Source organism: Kribbella sp. VKM Ac-2571, assembly GCF_004362255.1.
Classification (GTDB): Bacteria; Actinomycetota; Actinomycetes; order Propionibacteriales; family Kribbellaceae; genus Kribbella; species Kribbella pratensis.
This window is the reverse complement of record NZ_SNWS01000001.1, coordinates 269,762-287,114: the sequence shown is the minus strand read 5'-3', so window position 1 is coordinate 287,114 and position 17,353 is coordinate 269,762. Positions and strand designations below refer to the sequence as shown.

General features: G+C 69.2%; 13 protein-coding genes. 3 read left to right on the top strand and 10 right to left on the bottom strand.

The genetic code is table 11. The annotated features are described in order from the left end of the window. Positions 1-71 precede the first annotated feature (71 nt). Positions 72-332 (top strand): 30S ribosomal protein S20, encoded by a 261-nt coding sequence (gene rpsT, locus EV651_RS01470; RefSeq protein WP_133781120.1) that lies wholly within the window; start codon positions 72-74, stop codon positions 330-332. A gap of 346 nt (positions 333-678) precedes the next feature. Here the strand turns inward: rpsT and holA are convergent, their stop codons facing one another. Continuing rightward, entirely contained in the window at positions 679-1,677 is a 999-nt protein-coding gene (gene holA / locus EV651_RS01465; protein WP_133781118.1) for a DNA polymerase III subunit delta, read from the bottom strand. 70 nt (positions 1,678-1,747) lie between these two features. Here holA and EV651_RS01460 point away from each other — a divergent pair, with 70 nt between their 5' ends. Next, entirely contained in the window at positions 1,748-2,353 is a 606-nt protein-coding gene (locus EV651_RS01460; RefSeq protein WP_238156582.1) for an isochorismatase family protein, read from the top strand. Positions 2,354-2,420: 67 nt separating this feature from the next. Here EV651_RS01460 and EV651_RS01455 read toward each other — a convergent pair whose 3' ends face one another. The 3 genes from EV651_RS01455 to EV651_RS01440 all read right to left on the bottom strand — a co-directional run bounded on the left by EV651_RS01455 (position 2,421) and on the right by EV651_RS01440 (position 8,281). Continuing rightward, complete coding sequence (locus tag EV651_RS01455) at positions 2,421-4,814, bottom strand: ComEC/Rec2 family competence protein (RefSeq protein ID WP_238156581.1); 2,394 nt, start codon at positions 4,812-4,814, stop codon at positions 2,421-2,423. A 325-nt stretch (positions 4,815-5,139) separates the two neighbouring features. After that, positions 5,140-5,943: a ComEA family DNA-binding protein gene (locus EV651_RS01450; RefSeq protein ID WP_133781114.1), complete on the bottom strand. Its 804-nt coding sequence runs from the start codon at positions 5,941-5,943 to the stop codon at positions 5,140-5,142. Positions 5,944-7,438: 1,495 nt separating this feature from the next. Then, on the bottom strand, positions 7,439-8,281 hold the full coding sequence (locus tag EV651_RS01440) for a DegV family protein (protein WP_133781112.1): 843 nt from the start codon (positions 8,279-8,281) through the stop codon (positions 7,439-7,441). Positions 8,282-8,334: 53 nt separating this feature from the next. Here EV651_RS01440 and EV651_RS01435 point away from each other — a divergent pair, with 53 nt between their 5' ends. Beyond that, entirely contained in the window at positions 8,335-8,853 is a 519-nt protein-coding gene (locus tag EV651_RS01435) for a pyridoxamine 5'-phosphate oxidase family protein (protein ID WP_133781110.1), read from the top strand. Positions 8,854-9,480: 627 nt separating this feature from the next. On the opposite strand, the gene EV651_RS01430 is transcribed toward EV651_RS01435, so the two are convergent. The 6 genes from EV651_RS01430 to EV651_RS01405 all read right to left on the bottom strand — a co-directional run bounded on the left by EV651_RS01430 (position 9,481) and on the right by EV651_RS01405 (position 17,334). Then, positions 9,481-12,078 (bottom strand): helix-turn-helix domain-containing protein, encoded by a 2,598-nt coding sequence (locus EV651_RS01430; protein WP_133781108.1) that lies wholly within the window; start codon positions 12,076-12,078, stop codon positions 9,481-9,483. A gap of 161 nt (positions 12,079-12,239) precedes the next feature. After that, positions 12,240-12,434: a hypothetical protein gene (locus EV651_RS01425; protein ID WP_133781106.1), complete on the bottom strand. Its 195-nt coding sequence runs from the start codon at positions 12,432-12,434 to the stop codon at positions 12,240-12,242. Positions 12,435-12,535: 101 nt separating this feature from the next. Next, positions 12,536-12,940 (bottom strand): YjbQ family protein, encoded by a 405-nt coding sequence (locus tag EV651_RS01420; RefSeq protein ID WP_133781104.1) that lies wholly within the window; start codon positions 12,938-12,940, stop codon positions 12,536-12,538. A 12-nt stretch (positions 12,941-12,952) separates the two neighbouring features. Beyond that, the gene (gene leuS / locus EV651_RS01415; protein ID WP_202870113.1) at positions 12,953-15,433 is read right to left on the bottom strand and encodes a leucine--tRNA ligase; all 2,481 of its coding nucleotides are present in this window, start codon (positions 15,431-15,433) and stop codon (positions 12,953-12,955) included. Between the two features lie 213 nt (positions 15,434-15,646). Continuing rightward, on the bottom strand, positions 15,647-16,570 hold the full coding sequence (locus EV651_RS01410) for an AraC family transcriptional regulator (RefSeq protein WP_133781102.1): 924 nt from the start codon (positions 16,568-16,570) through the stop codon (positions 15,647-15,649). Further along, positions 16,567-17,334 carry a phytanoyl-CoA dioxygenase family protein gene (locus tag EV651_RS01405; protein ID WP_133781100.1) on the bottom strand — a complete coding sequence of 256 codons (768 nt, stop codon included), beginning with the start codon at positions 17,332-17,334 and terminating at the stop codon, positions 16,567-16,569. Before EV651_RS01405 ends, EV651_RS01410 begins: the two co-directional genes overlap by 4 nt. Between the last annotated feature and the right edge of the window lie 19 nt (positions 17,335-17,353).

Genomic DNA, 17,353 nt, shown 5'->3' with positions numbered 1-17,353 from the left:
CGGGTGGTGCTCAGCCGTGCGCCGCACCACCTTCCGTAATGACCGCATACTCCTGATCGAGGCTCTTCTTCGTGGCGAACATCAAGTCCCAGATCAAGCGCAACCGCCAGAACGAGGCTGCGCGACTTCGCAACAAGTCGGTGAAGTCGACCCTCAAGACGGCTGTTCGCCGCTTCCACGAGGCCGTCGAGGCCGGCGAGGCCGAGACGGCCACCGAGACGGCCCGCAAGGCCGGTCGGCTGCTCGACAAGGCCGTCAGCAAGGGCGTCATCCACGCCAACCAGGCGGCGAACCGCAAGTCGGCCCTCTTCAAGAAGGCCGCTTCCCTCTAACACCAGGGCCGCGTCCCCGACGCGCCCCGCCAACGATCGGCCCGGTCCGCGCGACCGGCCGATCGTTTTTGCGTACCCAGAACCAGCTCAGGCGGTTGTTCAGCCCCGGCCGCAGTCGATGGGCAGGTTCGCAGCGACCGCAGGCAGCTGGTCAGCGCTGGCCGCAGCGATAGGCAGGGTTCGTCAGCAGCCGCAGGCAGCTGGTCAGCGCCAGCCGCAGCCCTGCGCAGGTTCTTCAGCCACCGCGGTTGGTCAGCGGCGGCGGGCGGTTGGCCAGCGGCGGCGGGCGGTTGGCCAGGGCCGGCCGCAGCGATAGACAGGCTTGTCAGCGGCCGGGGGCTGGTGGTCAGCGGCGGCCGTGGGCTCGGGTGATGGTTAGGACCATGCGTTCCAAGGCGTAGCCGGCGTCGCCCGAGGCGCCCTTGACATCCGCGTCGGCCTGCGCGACTGCCTTGATCGCGGTCGCGAGACCACCCGGAGTCCAGCTGCGCGACTGCTGCTTGAGCTGCTTGAGCTTCCACGGCGGTACGCCGACCTCGCGCGCCAGGTCCGCCTCCCGCATCCCACTCGGCGCACTCGAGTACTTCGCCAGCCCCCGCAACCCGCCCGCCATCGCACTCGTCACCAGCACCGGCGCCACACCGCAGTCCAACGCCCACCGCAGCTGCTCCAACGCCGGCTCCGTCCGACCCGCGATCGCCGCATCCGCGACGGCGAAGCTCGTGACCTCAGCCCGCCCACCGAAGTACTGCCCGATCAGCTCAGTCGTCACCGCCTGACCGCCAGAGTCCGACACCAACTGCGAACACGCGCCGGCCAGCGCCCGCAGGTCATGACCGACCGCGTCCACCAACGCCGACGCCGCCCCTTCGTCGACCGTCCCACCATGCAACCGGATCTCCCCCGCCACGAACTGCGGAAGCTCCCACGCCTTCGGCGCCGTCGCCACGACCTCCGTGACCGATGCCTTCCGCAACTTGTCGAGGACGCCCTTCCCCTTCTGCCCACCGGAGTGCACCAGCACGGCGAGTACGTCGTCCGACGGGGACCCGGCGTACTCGAGCAGATGCGGCACCATCTCACTCGGCAGGTTCTCCAGCCCGCGCAGCACCAGCACCCGCTCGGTCGCGAACAACGACGGCCCGGTCAGCTCCGCGAACACCCCGACGTCCAGCGTCGACGCCTCGAGATCCGTGACCTCCACCGCGCTGTCACCGGCGTCCGCCGCGTTCTTCGACACCGCCGCGATCGCCGATCGCACGGCCCGATCCGCCAGGAACGACTCGGTCCCGGTCACGAGGAGCACATCACCGAGCTTCGGCGCAGAACCTTTACGAGCAGCCACCCCGTCAGCATCCCACGCCCTCCGGACAATCCCGGTGCGGCCCCGCAGCAAACCGGCGAGGATGGCGACCATGACCTCACCCGGCGCCATGACCTCAGCCGGCGCGATGACCTCACCCCGCGCGATGTGCTCACCCGTCGATGCCTTGGTGCTTGTTGATCTGCAGACCGCGTTCGTCTCCGGTCCCGACGCAGTACCCGGCGCGGCTGCCCTCCTGGATCGGATAAGCAATCTGCTGGACCGAGCCCGGGTCGCCGACGCAGTCGTCGTACACCTGCAGAACGATGGCCCACCCGGCGCTGACGACGAGCCCGGAACGCCCGGCTGGGAGCTGTACCTGCCGCTCAAGCCGGGTCCCCGCGAGCACGTGATCCGCAAGCCACGCGACGACGGCTTCGACACGACGCCGCTCGGCGAGATCCTGGTGTCGGCCGGCGTACGCTCGCTCGCCATCTGCGGCGTCATGTCGGAGATGTGCGTACACGCGACCACAAAGACCGCACTCGCCCGCGGCTACCGAGTCGTCCTCCCGTACGACGCCCACGCCACGTACGACGTACCCGCCGTCCCCGGCGTAGCCGACCAGATCCCAGCCCACATCGTCTCCCGAGTAGCCGCCTGGTCCCTGGGCGACCAATCCGAAAACACCACCCCAACCTCCGCCGTCACCTTCTAGCCCCTGCCTGCAGACGTGGAGGTGATCACTTCTCCCTCCCCCAGGCATGGGTGGTGCAGTCAGGGCGTCACTTTCCAGCGCCCTCCTGTAGGCGTGGGTGGGTGGTTAGGGCGAGGTGATTGTTGGTGTTGGTGACGACGAGCGGACCGCTGACGTTGGTGGTGGCTGTTCGGATCGCGTCGTGGGACAGGAGGTCCAGGGTCCTCGGTGCCGGGTGGCCGTAGTCGTTGTCGCGCCCGGCTGAGATAAGCGCCAACCGGGCGTTCGCAGCAGCAATGAACCCAGGATCCTGCTGAGCCGACCCATGGTGCGGAACCTTCAACACATCCGCCCGCAGGTCGGCTCCCGTCGCCACAACGGCGCGCTGCGACTCGGGCTCCAGGTCGCCGGTGAGCAGGATCCGGAGGCCGTCGAGCTCGACCATCATCGCGATGCTGGCATTGTTCTCCGGCGACCCTTCGTCCGTGGACGTCGCCGACGACGTACCCGGCGCAGGCAACGCCGGCACCTTCGCCGGCCACAGCGTCGTCCACCGCACCTTCCCCACGACCCGTTGCTCCCGGAACGCGACCGTACGCACAACCACCCCGTGCCGCGACGCCAACTCAACGACCCGGTCGTACTCGGCCCGCGGCGAGAAGTACGGCGTCACCTCGATCTCACCCACCCGCCGATCGTTCAGTACGCCGGCCAGCCCACCGACATGATCCGCGTGGAAGTGGCTCAGCACGACGACCGGGATGTACTTGATGTCCAGGTCCTTCAGACACCGATCCATCGGCTCCGGATCCGGCCCGGTGTCGACAACAACCGCCGTACGATCACCCGCCCGCAACACCAGACCGTCTCCCTGTCCGACATCACACACGACGAACAGCCAGTCGTCGGGCGGCCATCCGAGCGATCCGACAGGACGCAGTACGACGACCGCGAGCAGGATCACCGCGAGGATCATCGCAATCGGGCGAGCCAGGATGCGGTGCAGACCCAGTACGAGCGCCAGGCAGAGCACCGCCAGTACCGCGACACCGACCACCGTCGCCGGCCACGCGTTGGCGGCGCCCGGGAGGTCCGCGCCTTCGCGGGCAACCAGGATGATCCAGCGCGCCGGCCATCCGGCAGCCCAGCCGACGACCTGCGCCAAGTGACTGCTCACCAGGGCGACTCCGGCCGTGACGAAGCCGAGAATCGTGGCCGGGCCGACCATTGGACCTGCCAACAGATTGGCGGCGACGGCGACCAGGGACACCTCGCCCGACAGCCAGGCGACGATCGGCGTACAGGCGAGCTGCGCGGCAAGCGGGCACGAGATCGCGTCGGCCAGCCAACCAGGCATCCACCTCGCCAACGCGTCCCGCCAACCGGGTCCGAGCAGGATGATGCCCGCTGTCGCGAGCACCGACAGCGCGAACCCGGCCGAACGCGCGAGCGACGTGTCCAGTAGCAGCAAGACGATCACTGCGACCGACAGACTGCGTACGGCGCGGCGCCGCCCTCCCCCGCTGGTCATCGCCGCCAACGCGATCAGGCCCATCGCGGCCGCCCTCAGGACGCTTGGCTGCGGTCTAGCAAGCACGATGAAGACGACGACCGTCAGCAACCCGACCACGGTCAGCCCGCGCGCTCGCACGCCGACCAGACGCGCCAGCGGGAGGAGGAACGCGAGCAGGAGCGTCAGATTCGTCCCCGAAACCGCGGACAGGTGCGTCAGGCCCGTGGTTTGGAAGTCTGCGTTCAGGTCGGTCGACACACCCGATACGTCGCCCATGACGAGTGCGGGCACGAGCCCACGAACGTCCTCGGGCTCACCAGCGACTGCATCCCGAAGGCCCGCCCGGACCCGCTCAGCCGCACGCAGCCACCACGGCGGCTCGTCTACCGTCCGCGGCGGCGACCTGGTGGAGAGCATCGCGGCCACCTCGGCACCACCTTCTACTTGCTCGAGCCTCCCGTTCGCATCGACGTGCTGGCCGTACCTGACGTGCTCCCATTTCGCAGTCCCCACAACCAGCACCGGCGTACGCACCCGTTCCCGGATCGCGTTCTCCGAGCCGGCGCGACTGCGGATCTCCTCGATCGTCGCCCTGACCACGACGTACGGCGGGCGTCGGCTGGTGGTGCTCTGCCGGAGCGACGGATCCCCGTCGATCTTGAGCCGAACGGTGACCGCCGCCGAGCGGGTCGCGAGTTCCTGCACGGGTCCCGCACGAAGGGCGGCAGTGTGCAGCCCGGCCGCGATCGCCAGCCCACCCACAACAACCAACGAACCAACAACCTCCCAACGAAGCGCCCAGCGGCTCGCATGCCGGATTACTGGAGTTCTGACGCCGCGGTTCTGCGCCCGGAGCGTCAACCGGAGCGCCACGGCCAATGTCGCGGCGAGTGTCAACGCGAACCCGGCGACGATCCCGGCGACTATTGGCGACTGACCGACCAGCACCGCCGCGGTCAGCCAACCCACAGCCGCCGGGATGAGCAGCCGCGCATCGAGCCGCTCATCCTCGTCCGCCTCCGCGGAGGCGGGTTCACCACCGTCCGCAGTTGCCGACGCAGCGGCATCCGAAGACGCGGGAACAGGCGGCCGAACAGCTGCTGGCGTTAGCGCGAGGTCAGCCGCGGAGACTGGCGTGCCGGTTGGCGCGGACGTTGGTGCTTGGGGCGTGCCCGCTGGCGCGGATGTTGGTGCTTGGGGTGTGGGAGTTGATGCGGGTGGATGGGTGGCGGGTGGGTGGTTCGCGGTTGCGTGGTTCGCGGGTGGGTGGTTCGCGGGTGGGTGGTTGGCGGGGTTAGGTGCGGACATGGGGTTTTAGGGAGTCGAACTTCTTGGGGCCTACGCCGGGGACCTCCTGGAGTTGGTCGATGGTGGTGAAGGGGCCGTTCTGAGTTCGGTAGTCGAGGATTCGTTGGGCTAGGACGGGGCCTACTCCGGGGAGGGCGTCGAGTTGGTCGAGGGTGGCGGTGTTGAGGTTGACGGGGGCGTTGGGGGCTGAGGACGGGCTTGGCCCTGCCGTTGACGACGGTTGGTTCGGGGGTGGGGGTTGGGTGGTTGCGCCGACGATGATTTGTTCGCCGTCGACTACCTGGCGGGCGAGGTTGAGGGTGGTGAGATCTACGCCGCGTAGTGGGCCGCCGGCGAGGGTGAGTACGTCGGCTACGCGGGAGCCTGCTGGAGCGCGGATGAGGCCGGGGCGGCGGACCTTTCCTGCGACGTGGACCACGACGGGTGGTTGGCCGGAGGAGGTTCCGGTGCCGGGCGTCTGATTGACGCCCGGGGTTTGGTTGGCGGCGGGTATCTGATTGGCGCCCGGTGTCTGGTTGGGGTCGGCGGTTTGGTTGGCGGCTGGCTGGGTTTGTGATGAGGCGGGGCCGGGTTGGTTGTCCGGCTGGCTTACTGCCGAGCCTGTGGTTGCGGTGGTTGGGCGGGTGTCGGGGAGAGCCTCGGGGCGGGCTCGGAGGAAGGTCCAGGCGCCCCAGGTCAGGCCGACGGCGAGCACCACGGCCAGGACGGCGATGTGGCGTGGGGTGAGGGTCCAGCGGGCGTCGCGTAGTCGATCGGGTCGGGGTTGTTCGGGGGTCCATCCGCCTCGCACCTCATCACGCTCCTCCGGGTATTCGTCTCGACGGTTCCTGTCGCTCGGTTGCCTGCTGTTGGGGGGTACGCCGCGATCCGCTGCGATGGGCGCCCTACCCGGGTCGCCAATGCGAGCGGTCTGCTGAGCCGCCGCCTGGCCGGCGGAAGTCTGCCCGGCGGGGGTCTGCGCGGTGGAGGTCTGCCCGGCTGGGATTGGCTCGGCCGGGGTTCGCCCGGTGGGGGTGCGCCCGGTGTTGGTCCACTCGATTGGGATCCGCTCGCTGGTGGTCCGCTCGGTTGGGGTCCGCCCGGTGGGGGTCCGCTCGGTGGGGGTTCGCTCGGCGGGGCTTCGGTCGGCGGGGCTTCGCTCGGCGGAGGTTCGGGCGGTGGGGGTCCAACCGCCAGCGGTCTGCTCGGTTGCAGCGGGAGTCGTACCGGTGGGGGTTCGCTCGGCGGTGGGGGTTCGCTCGGCGGTGGGGGTTCGCTCGGCGGTGGGGGTTCGCTCGGCGGTGGGGGTTCGCTCGGCGGTGGGTTGGTCGGCGGTGGGTTGGTCGGCGGTGGGTTGGTCGGCGGTGGGTTGGTCGGCTGGGGTGTGGTCGGCGTACGGGGTGTGAAGGTGGGTGGCGGTTGGGTGTGGGGGGCGGGGAGTTAGGCGGGCGAGGGCGCGGGCCCGGGCGGCCGGGTCGAGGGGTGGGGTGCGGCGGAAGACCTTCACGCCCAAAGAAGGTACGAGTCCGCGGTCCGCGTGGACGCGCGAGTTGAAACCTGTGGAGAACGTCGCGCTCGTACCGGGACGAAGGATCTCCGGCCAAGCGAGGGCGTCAGGCGCCAGCCGGTCGCTGCGGGTTCGGTGGCTCGTGGGACTGGGGACACCCTTTAGGGACCGTGGACAGGAAATAGCCTGTCTCGACGCCCCGGGGCCTGTTCCCAGTGCCCGGCGCGGGGCGTGGCACGGCCCATGCGGGCGGATCGCCGCTCACGGGAGGGGGCCGGCCGCCGGGCGAGGACGGCGGAGGTTGAGTGGCTGGCGGGACTGGGGACACCCGGCGGGGGCGGTGGACAGGAAATAGCCTGTCTCGACGTCCCAGGGCCTGTTCCGAGTGCCCGGCGCGGGGCCGGCACAGCCGCCATGCGGCGGATCGCCGCTCACGGGAGGGGGCCGGCCGCAGGGCGAGGACGGCGGAGGTTGGGTGGCTGGCGGGACTGGGGACACCCAGCGGGGGCGGTGGACAGGAAATAGCCTGTCTCGACGCCCCAGAGCCTGTTCCCAGTGCCCGGCGCGGTGCCCGGCGCGGGGCCCGGCGCGGCTCACGCGGGTGGATCGCGGCTCACGGGAGGGGCCGGCCGCCGGGCGAGGACGGCGGAGGTTGAGTGGCTGGCGGGACTGGGGACACCCGGCGGGGGCGGTGGACAGGAAATACCGGGGTCTCTTCACGGGGCGCAGGCGGGGAGGGTCGCCGCGTGGGTAGGCGGGGCGGGTACGGGGCGTGGGGCGGGAAGGTGGGGCCGTTGGGTTAGTGGGGGCTTATTACAACGGCTAGTAGGCCGGGGCCTACGTGGGCTCCTATTACGGCGCCTACTTCTCGGAGGACTATTTCGTCGGCTTGGGGGAGGCGGGTGGCTAGGTTGTCGGCGAGGGTTTGGGCCTTTTCGAGGTTGGCGAGGTGGTGGACGGCGATCTGGACCGGGGTGTCGCCGGCGCGTTGGACGGCGATGTCGGCGAGGCGGGCGATGGCTCGGCTGGAGGTGCGGACCTTCTCGAGGGGGACGATCCGGCCGCCGCTGATGGTGAGCAGCGGCTTGACCGCCAGCGCCGTACCGAGGAGTGCTTGGGCGGCGCCGATGCGGCCGCCGCGGCGGAGGTATTCGAGGGTGTCCACGTAGAAGTACGACGAGATGGACTTCATCCGGGCGCGGGCGGCGGCTTCGACCGCGATGGCGTCCTCTCCGGCGGCAGCTGCGGCGGCCGCGGCGAGGACCGGGAACCCGAGGCCCATGCCTAGCGAGCGGGAGTCGACCACGTGGACCGGGATCGGGGACTCCTTGGCGCCGATCATCGCGGCCTCGAACGTGCCGGACATGTCGCCGGACAGGTGGATCGAGACGATCGCCTCGGCGCCGTCCGCGGCGCACGCGGCGTACGTGTCGGCGAAGGTCTGCGGTGCCGGCCGGCTGGTCGAGACCGGTGTGAACGTCTTCAGTGCCTCCGCGACCGCGTCCGCCGACGTGGCGCCGTCGTCGTACGACGTCCCGCCGATCACGACCTGGAGCGGTACCACGGTCAGCGGGTGGCGGAGCAGCTCGTGCGTGGACAGACCGGCCGTCGAGTCGGTGACGACCTGCACGCGGGCTGCCATGCAGCGAGGTTACCGGACAGTTAATGTCCTCGCGCAGTGCCAAACTGCACAAGATGAAGGAGACAGCGACCGAAGTCACACAGCTGCAGGAGCTCCTCGACGCGGCGTACGAGCGGTCTACGGAGCATCTGCGCAACATCATCACGGGGCCGCGGCGGCTGGATGCCGCGGAGCTGGTGCAGGTTCTGACCGGGATGTGCACGCTGAACCTGGCCACCGTGACCGCGCGTGGTGAGCCGCGGATCAGCGCTGTGGACGGGCACTTCCTGCACGCGCGGTGGGTGTTCACGACGTCGGCGTCCGCGGCGAAGGCGCGGCACCTGAAGAAGCGCCCAGCAGCGAGCATCTCGTACGTCGACGGCGAGCGGATCGGGGTGTTCAGCCACGGGAACGTCGAGTTCCTGACCGCGGATCACCCGGACTTCGCCGAGATCGAGGAGCACCTCACCAACCACTACGGCAGCTCGCCGTCGAGCTGGGGCGACGACATCGTCTACTGCCGTCTCCAGCCCTCGTGGATGGTCGGCTACGCGTTCGACAAGTCGGCTGTGCTGGAAACACCAGCGAGGTGAAGGCCACCCCTCCCGGGGCCTTCACCTCGCTTTGGTTGTGCCGGGTTCCTGACGTCCCCTGTGCGTCACCAGCCCGGCTCGTCCTGCTGACTCCCCCTGGTTGTCAGCCGAAGTTGGTGGGGCCTCGGCGAGCTACTCCCCGTATCCGGTTCCGTGAGAACCGGCCTGACCGCGAGCTCGTCGAGGTCCCGGGAGGTCCCAGCGGCCGGCCGGCCGGTGGGTGACCAAACCCACCGGTTACCCGCACCAGCCGGATCGCGACACTCGTCCCCTGTCTCGTGTGCCTGACCCTGTGCTGGGACCCCGCCCCGGAAGCAGTGCCCTGACGGTGCACCGCGCCCGGTACAGGCAGGACAGATCCGCACTCCACAGCACTCCGGAGCTCTCGGCCGCCGATCGGCGCCCCCACCAACCAGCCACCGGAGGCCCTCCGCGTCGCCTTCGCCGGGTGCGGCAGTTGAGCGGTTCTCCATGGCCTCTTCATGGTTCACCGCCCTTTCGCTGCCGTTTTCGGTGTCGGTCTCTGCTTCGTGGAACCTGCCCTACGGCTGTAATTCTTGGTCCGGCAGCCATGTCAGGACGAGGCAGAACAACCGGCAGTTACCCGGCAGCTTCAGCAGATCCGCGTCATACAAGCGGTGCAGAAAGCGCAGCGAGTACGTCGTTGGCCAGCCGCTGTACGGCGGCCGACGGGTCCGGCTCCGGCCACCCGTCCGCGACCGACGCGCTCTCGCAGGACTCCTGCAGGACCGCCCAGGCGGTCGGCAGCATCGGCGGGTCCATCGACTGCTGCCACGCCAGCAGCTGGCCGCACACGGCGTCTCCCGCTTCGGAGCGGCCCAGCGCGTGTAGCACCGCCACAGCTTCCGGCAGTACTTCGAGCAGGTAGACGACCCGCCCTTCGAGCAACAGCCGGTTCAGTGCGTCCAGGATCGTCACACGCGCCTGTTCGGCCTCACCGGCAGCACGAGCCAGCCGGGACCGGTAGAGCATCACCAGGTAGTCGAAGTACCCGCGGTGCCCGCGGATGTCGGCGTCGGCCTGGTCGAGCAGTGCCCGCGCCTCGTCGTACCGGCCGTCGTGGTACTCCACCATTGCGAGGCACCCGGCGACCTTGGTGCGCTCCGGGTCGTCAGACGCCTGGCTGTCGCGGGCGAGCTGTGCCCAGTGACGGGCACCGGACAGGTTCCCCAGCTCGAGGTCGACGCGGCTGAGCGCCATGTACGCGATCTCGTCCGGGTAGACACCCGGATTGACCAGTGCGGCCTCCCACGCAAGCAGGAGCTCCTTGGCCTCCACCAAACGACCCCACCGCAGCAGCGCCAGCCCACAGGTCGCCTGCACAGTGGCAGACCGCTGTACGTCGCCATGCTTGCGAGCGTCAGCCACCAGCGCCGGGATCTCGGCCAGGCTCTGTGTATCGAGCAAGTGCGATCCGGACGACACCCAGCCGCCGCGGGCGACCAGGCCCATCTCTGTCTCACCGGGGATCCGCGTACGCGCCTCCTCGTAGTGCCGACGGGCACCGCGGATGTCACCGGTCAGACTGGACAGCCGGCCGGCGATGGCCAGCAGTCTCCCGCTCGTCTCCTTGTCCGACACGTTCTCGGCGCACAGCGTCGCCCACCGGATCCCGCTCTCGGCGACACTCGCCTGGTACTGCCACGCGATCCGGAACCCGAGCACGATCCGCGCCGCGGCGTCCCACTCCCCCAGCTCACCCGCGCGCTCCAGCGCCACCTCGAACAGCGCCGAGTTCGCGTGCGCCGCCCGGTACCGCCGATCGCGGTCCGGCGACGACCACGCGCCCTCGAGCCCCGAGACGTACGTCGTACACCACTCGACCGCCCGGTTGCGGAACTCGGTGAGGTCGTCGCCCTGTGACGACAGCCCGGCGTACGCGTGCTCCCGGATCGTCTCCAGCAACTTGTACCGCGCGCCGTACAACTGCTCGAACTCGTGCACCGGCTGCAGCAGCGACTTCTCCACCAGCTCGGCGAGCAGCATCGGTACGTCGCTCTCGTCGATCGGAGCGCCCGTACAGACACCCGCGACAGCCTCGAGCGTGAACGGCGAACCGAGCACCGAGGTCCGGTACAGCAGCTGCCGTGCCGGGTCCGAGAGTGCGTCGACGCTCCACGCGATCGTGTCGGCCAGCGTCCGCTGGTGCGGCGCACCGAACCGTCGCGGCCCGGACAGCAACCGGAACCGGTCGTCGAGCGCAGCGAGAATCGCCTCCACCGACAGCGACCCGGCCCGCGCGGCCGCGAGTTCCAATGCGAGCGGCAGACCGTCCAGTCGCCTGACCAGCCGCGCCACCGTCGAGGCGTTCGCAGGGGTCAGTGCGAAGCCCGGCCGCACCCGAGCGACGCGGCGGCAGAACATCTCGACCGCCGGCGACGCCGCGATCGCCTCGAAGTCCTCGTCGTTCGCCGGTACGCCGAGCACCTGCACCCGACGGACCACCTCGTCGGGCAGGCCGAGCGGGATCCGGGACGTGACCAGCACACCGATGCCCGGGAAGCTGCGGACCATCCGGTTGGCGACCGTCGCGACACCGTCGAGGACGTGTTCGGCGTTGTCCTCGACGATGACCAGGTCGCCCGGCCGGCGTCCGGACAGTACGTCGTCGAGGTCCGACGTACCGGGGGCTGTGCCGAAGGCGTCCAGGATCGCCGACGGCACGGCGGCATCGCGCTGGACGGTGGTGAGGTCGACGACCACGACGGTCGTGTCGGCGCCGGAGAACCGGTCGGCCGCAGCGAGCGCCAGCTCGGTCTTGCCGACCCCGCCGGGACCGACGAGCGTGACGAGCCGGTTCTGGCGCAGCAGCGACTCGAGCTCGAACAGGTCCTGCTCACGGCCGACGAGACCGTCCGGGATCGGGCGGGTGCCACGCCAGCGCAGACCTGTCGGTGCGGCGTCCGCGACCGAGACGACCGGCGGCGCCACCGCCCGTACGACGGGGCGCACCGAGCCATGCCCCGCGGCGGCGAGGAAGTATCCGGTGTCGTCGGGCCGCAGACCGAGCGCGGAGGCGAGCAGGCGGACGGAGTCCTTGCGCGGGCGCGCGACCCGGCCGGCCTCCATCTCGCGGATCGACCGGACACTCAGCCCCGCCCGGTCGGCCAGTTCCTCCTGGGAGAGGCCGGCCTGGACCCTCAAGTCGAGCAACAGATCGGCGAAACCCCGCCGACCGTCCGCCCGGCCATCCGTGTCCGACACAGCCCGTCACCCCTCTGAAGGCCTCACGTTCCTGTCACAACATAGCGTGACGGACGTGTTCTTGCCGGGGCTTCCCGGCGAGCGGGATGCGGCCTGGGTCACACAATTGGCTGACCGGAGCAACAGAACCGGAAAAGCCTGCGAAATCAGAAATGCACGTTTCAAGCAGTCGCGCGAACCGGGCGGGATTCATTGTCGGCGGCGTACAGAGAAAGGACGCCGTCCCAGTCGTCGATCCGGGCGCGGGTATCCGCGCGGCCGGAGTCGGCATTCAGCAGGCTGCCGTCGGAAATGCCACGGGTCGCGCGAACCAGCAGTTCGGCGGTGACGTCGCGCAGCGTGTCAAGGGCAGCCATGGCGACAATTCAAGCGGAGTCGTGTTTCGCAAACGTAACGCGATCGGCAACATCACGATAAGTCACCAAAATCCCGGAAATACTTGTTACCAGGTAGTCCACTAACCGGCCAGGAACGACAGCCGGACCCGCCGGTCAGGATTGTCGCGATTGGTGTCGACCAAACAGATCGATTGCCAGGTGCCGAGCGTCAGCCGGCCCTTCAGCACCGGCACGGTCGCGTACGGCGGAATCAGCGCCGGCAGCACGTGGTCGCGACCGTGTCCGGGCGATCCGTGCCGGTGCTGCCACTCGAAGTCCCGCGGCAGCAGGTCCTCGAGCACGGCCAGCAGATCGAGGTCGCTACCGGCGCCGGTCTCGAGGATCGCGACACCAGCGGTCGCGTGCGGGACGAAGACGTGCAGCAAGCCGTCACCGCGACCGGAAACGAACTGTTCACACCGGCTCGTGAGGTCGAGGACGACCTCACGAGCACCGGTGTGAATATCCAGGAGAACCGAATCCATCAGACTCCAGACTCAGGCGGGGACGATGTTGACCAGCTTGGGCGCCCGCACGATCACCTTGCGGGTGCCGCGGCCGTCCAGCGCCTTCTGGATCGCCTCGGACGCCAGCGCCAGCTGCTCCAGGTCGGCGTCGGAGATGTCCGGCGCGACCTCCAGCCGGTCCTTCACCTTGCCGGCGACCTGCACCACGCAGGTGACGGAGTCCTGCACCAGCAGCGCCGAGTCGACCTTCGGCCAGCCGGCCTTGGCGACGGTCGGCTCGTGGCCCAGTTCCTCCCACATCTCCTCGGCCGTGTACGGCGCGACCAGGCTCAGCACGATCGCCACCGCCTCGACCGCCTCGCGCACCGCCGGGTCGGCCGCACCGGGACCGGAGTCGATCGCCTTCCGGGTCGCGTTCACCAGCTCCATGACCCGGGCGACCATCACGTTGAACCGGTGCGAGTCGATCAGCTCGGCCGCGTCCGCCACCGTCCGGTGCGTCAGCTTGCGCAGCTCGACGTCGCCGGTCGAGGGATCCGCGCCGACCGGCGCCTCGACCGCTCCGGCCAGCCGCCAGGCCCGCTGCAGGAACTTCAGCGAGCCGCCCGGGGACATGTCGGCCCAGTCGATGTCGTCGGCCGGCGGACCGGCGAACACCATCGTCAGTCGGACCGCGTCGACACCGAACTCGTCGATCTGGTCGCCCAGGTTCACGCCGTTGCCCAGCGACTTGCTCATCGACTTGCCCTGGTTGATCACCTGGCCCTGGTTCAGCAGCCGGGTGAACGGCTCCACGACGTTCAGCAGGCCCATGTCGTGCAGCGCCTTGACGAAGAACCGCGCGTACAGGAGATGCAGTACGGCGTGCTCCTTGCCGCCGACGTACTGGTACACCGACATCCACCGCTCCGCGGCGGCCTGGTCGAACGGTCCGTCGGTGTACTCCGGCGACAGGTAGCGCAGGAAGTACCAGGACGAGTCGACGAACGTGTCCATCGTGTCGGTGTCGCGCTCGGCCCTGCCACCGCACTTCGGGCAGTCGACCTCGACCCACTCGCGGGCCGCCGCCAGCGGCGACACGCCCTTCGGCTGCAGGTCCGCGCCGCGCAGGTCGGGCAGTTCCATCGGCAGCTGGTCGTCGGGAACCGGGACCTCACCGCAGGACGGGCAGTGGATGATCGGGATCGGGCAGCCCCAGTACCGCTGGCGGCTCAGCAGCCAGTCGCGCAGGCGGTAGTTGATCGTCCGCTCGCCCAGGCCCTTGCTCTCCAGCCAGTCGATGATCCGCGACTTGGCCTCGGCGATCTCCAGACCGTCCAGGCTGATCTCGTCGTTGGCACTGTTGATCGCGGCGCCCTCGCCGGTGAAGGCCTTCCCGTCGAAGTCGGCAGGAGGCTGCACGGTGCGGACGATCGGCAGGTCGAACTTCTCCGCGAACTCCCAGTCCCGCGTGTCCTGCCCGGGGACCGCCATGATCGCGCCGGTGCCGTAGTCGGCCAGCACGTAGTCGGCCGCCCAGATCGGGATCCGCTGACCGGTCACCGGGTTGATCGCGTACGAGCCCAGGAAGACACCGGTCTTCTCGCGCTCGGTGCTCTGCCGCTCGATCTCGGTGGTCGCCTTGACCTTGGTCAGGTACTCGTCGAAGGCGGTCTGCTGCTCCGGCGTGACCAGTTCGGCGGCCAGCTTCGCGTCCGGCGCGACGACCATGAAGGTGGCCCCGAACAGCGTGTCCGGCCGGGTGGTGAACACCTTGATCGGCTCGTCGCGGCCCTCAACCTGGAAGTCCGCGAAGGCGCCCTGGGAGCGGCCGATCCAATTGCGCTGCATCAGCAGGATCTCTTCCGGCCACTGCAGCAGCTCCATGTCGTCCAGCAGCCGCTGGGCGTAGTCAGTGGTCTTGAAGTACCACTGGGTCAGCTCCCGCTTGGTGACCTCCCAGCCACAGCGCTCGCACCGTCCCTGGACGACCTGCTCGTTGGCCAGCACGGTCTGGTCGTTCGGGCACCAGTTGACGTACGAGGCCTTGCGGTACGCCAGACCGCGCTCGTACATCCGCAGGAACAGCCACTGCGTCCAGCGGTAGTACTCCGGGTCGGACGTGTGCAGCCGGCGCGACCAGTCGAAGCTCAGCGCGTAGCGCCGGATCGACTCGGCCTGCGTCTCGATGTTGCCGTAGGTGTACGTCGCGGGGTGCTCGTTGCGCTTGATCGCGGCGTTCTCCGCCGGCAGACCGAACGAGTCCCAGCCGATCGGGTTCAACACGTCGTACCCCTGCTGGAACCAGTAACGCGCCAGGACGTCGTGCAGCGCGAACACCTCGGCGTGGCCCATGTGCAGGTCGCCGGAGGGGTAGGAGAACATCGTGAGCGCGTAGCGACGCTCGGCCGAGCCGTCGTCCTTGGCCTTGAACGGGTCCAGTTTCTCCCACACCGGACGCCACTTCGCCTGCATGGCGTTGAAGTCGTAGCCACCCCGGTCGCTGGGGGTGTCGTCCACCTGCTCGCTCACGGTCCTACTCCATACTTCGTGTGTTTGTTGAGCCTAAATGTGCCAGAAGGCACCCCTGGACATAAAAAAGCCCCTCGCACAGGAGGGGACGCCGTACTGACCGGCGCTTCGGCGCCTGGATGCCGGTACGGCTAACTAAGGAGCAGGCTCACTCGCATGGACTCAGGATAGCACCGGTGCTGCGGCCACCGTGGAGCGTCGGACCGGAGCTGGTTACATGAACTCGGTTCCGCCTGCGCGGCGGTGGTCTCCCGGCGTGCGGCCGTACTTGCGTTTGAAGGCAGTGGAGAACGGCCGTACGTCGGAGTAGCCGCAGGCTTTCGCTATCTCGGTGACGGACAGCGTGTGGTCCAGGAGGAGCTGAGCGGCCAGCTCGAGGCGCAGGCGGCGCAGGGTCGACATGATCGAGGCGCCAGTCTGCCGGGTGAAGAGGCGTTCGGCGTGCCGCTCGGACAGGTGCGCGGCGGCTGCTACATCCCGGACGGTGATGGGGCGGGACAGGTTGTCGCGGAGATGACGCTGCATGGCGTCGACGACGAGCGGTCCTCTGTCACGCCGTACCGGCTCCACAGCTAGGTCGTCGTCGAGGGCGAAGGCTCGCGCGGTCTCCAGAACCAGTGTGGCGCCCAGGGCACCCAGCGCGGTCGTGTAGCCGGCGACGGGCGCGGCTGCCTCGGCGGCGAGTGCTGTGACGAGAGACGGCAACGTGCCGGCGCGCTCGGACATCACCGGACCGTCCGATCGGGTCAGGCCGGACCACCACCCGGACGCATCAGCCGGGCCTGAGGCGCCGCCGGCCCCAGGCACTCCGGCGGGGCGGAAGGTGAAGCCCCAGAAGGCGATTCCCAGTGGGGCCACGTGCGACGACTCGATTTCGTGGACGTCGCCGGGGCGGGCGAGGAACACCGAGCCGGGTGTGACGTCGTACTGCGCGGAGCCGGAGTTGAAGCGGCCTTCGCCGGAGTACGCAAGGCAGACCTCGTGGAACGAGTGGCTGTGCCAGTAGTTGCGCCAGTACTCGGGCCGGTAGTGACCCCAGCTGAGGAAATCCGCGCGGAAGCCGTCGACCTCGCAGGACTCCAGCAGTCCCGCGAGGTCGACGAAACGATCTGCCGTGGCGACGGACGCGAGGCTCAAACAGCACTCCTACCGGTCGGGTCGACTCCTCGCAGCATCATACCCTGACCGAGCGAGTGGTCGTGGGTCTTGACCGTCGGCGGGTCCGCCGGGTCGCGGTACTGGATCAGCCAGGTGGTCCGCGCCTCGTCACTCGTGTTCACACCGGACCCGTGCACGGTCAGGTAGGTGAAGAACAGTACGTCGCCCGCCTCGGCCGGCTGCGGCGTCGCGACCTCGAAAGCCGGCTCGGTCAGGTGGAACGAGCCCTCCGGGTTGTGCTCCCGCGGGCCTTCCTTGTGACTGCCCGGGATGACCCGCACACAGCCCTTCTCGACCGGTGCGTCGTCGAAGTGGAAGATCGCCGCCCCGACCCGGTGGTAGGTGTGCGGGAAGAACGGGTAGTCCTGGTGCAGCGGGAACGGCGAACCGTTCTCCGGCGGCTTCACGAACAGCTTGGTGTGGTGCAGCTGCACGTTGTCCACGCCCATCACCGCGGCGGCCACGTCGGTGAACCGCGGGTCCACCAGCAGCTTCGCGAACTCCGCGTCGTAGAACTGCGCGTCGTGCAGGTGCTGCAGCCGGGTCGCGCCGTCGGCGAGGCCCATCGCGGACTGCCAGGTGGGGTCGTCGTGGCGGTTCAGCTGCGCCAGCAGATCATGGCTGCGCTGCCGGTAGTACGCCGCTTCTTCCTTGCTGAGCAGGCCTTTCACCAGCACGAAGCCGTCGTCGGCGTACTGCTGGGCCAGTGTCGAGAGGCCCGCGCCGCTTGAGGTGATCGTCATCTCGAAGTTCCTCCTGATC

Bases quoted from the DNA above. Each gene is read 5' to 3' on its own strand.
- EV651_RS01460 (WP_238156582.1), top strand. From the start codon at position 1,748: ATGACCTCACCCGGCGCCATGACCTCAGCCGGCGCGATGACCTCACCC.
- EV651_RS01440 (WP_133781112.1), bottom strand. From the start codon at position 8,281: ATGGCAGCCCGCGTGCAGGTCGTCACCGACTCGACGGCCGGTCTGTCC.
- EV651_RS01435 (WP_133781110.1), top strand. From the start codon at position 8,335: ATGAAGGAGACAGCGACCGAAGTCACACAGCTGCAGGAGCTCCTCGAC.
- EV651_RS01425 (WP_133781106.1), bottom strand. From the start codon at position 12,434: ATGGCTGCCCTTGACACGCTGCGCGACGTCACCGCCGAACTGCTGGTT.
- EV651_RS01420 (WP_133781104.1), bottom strand. From the start codon at position 12,940: ATGGATTCGGTTCTCCTGGATATTCACACCGGTGCTCGTGAGGTCGTC.
- EV651_RS01405 (WP_133781100.1), bottom strand. From the start codon at position 17,334: ATGACGATCACCTCAAGCGGCGCGGGCCTCTCGACACTGGCCCAGCAG.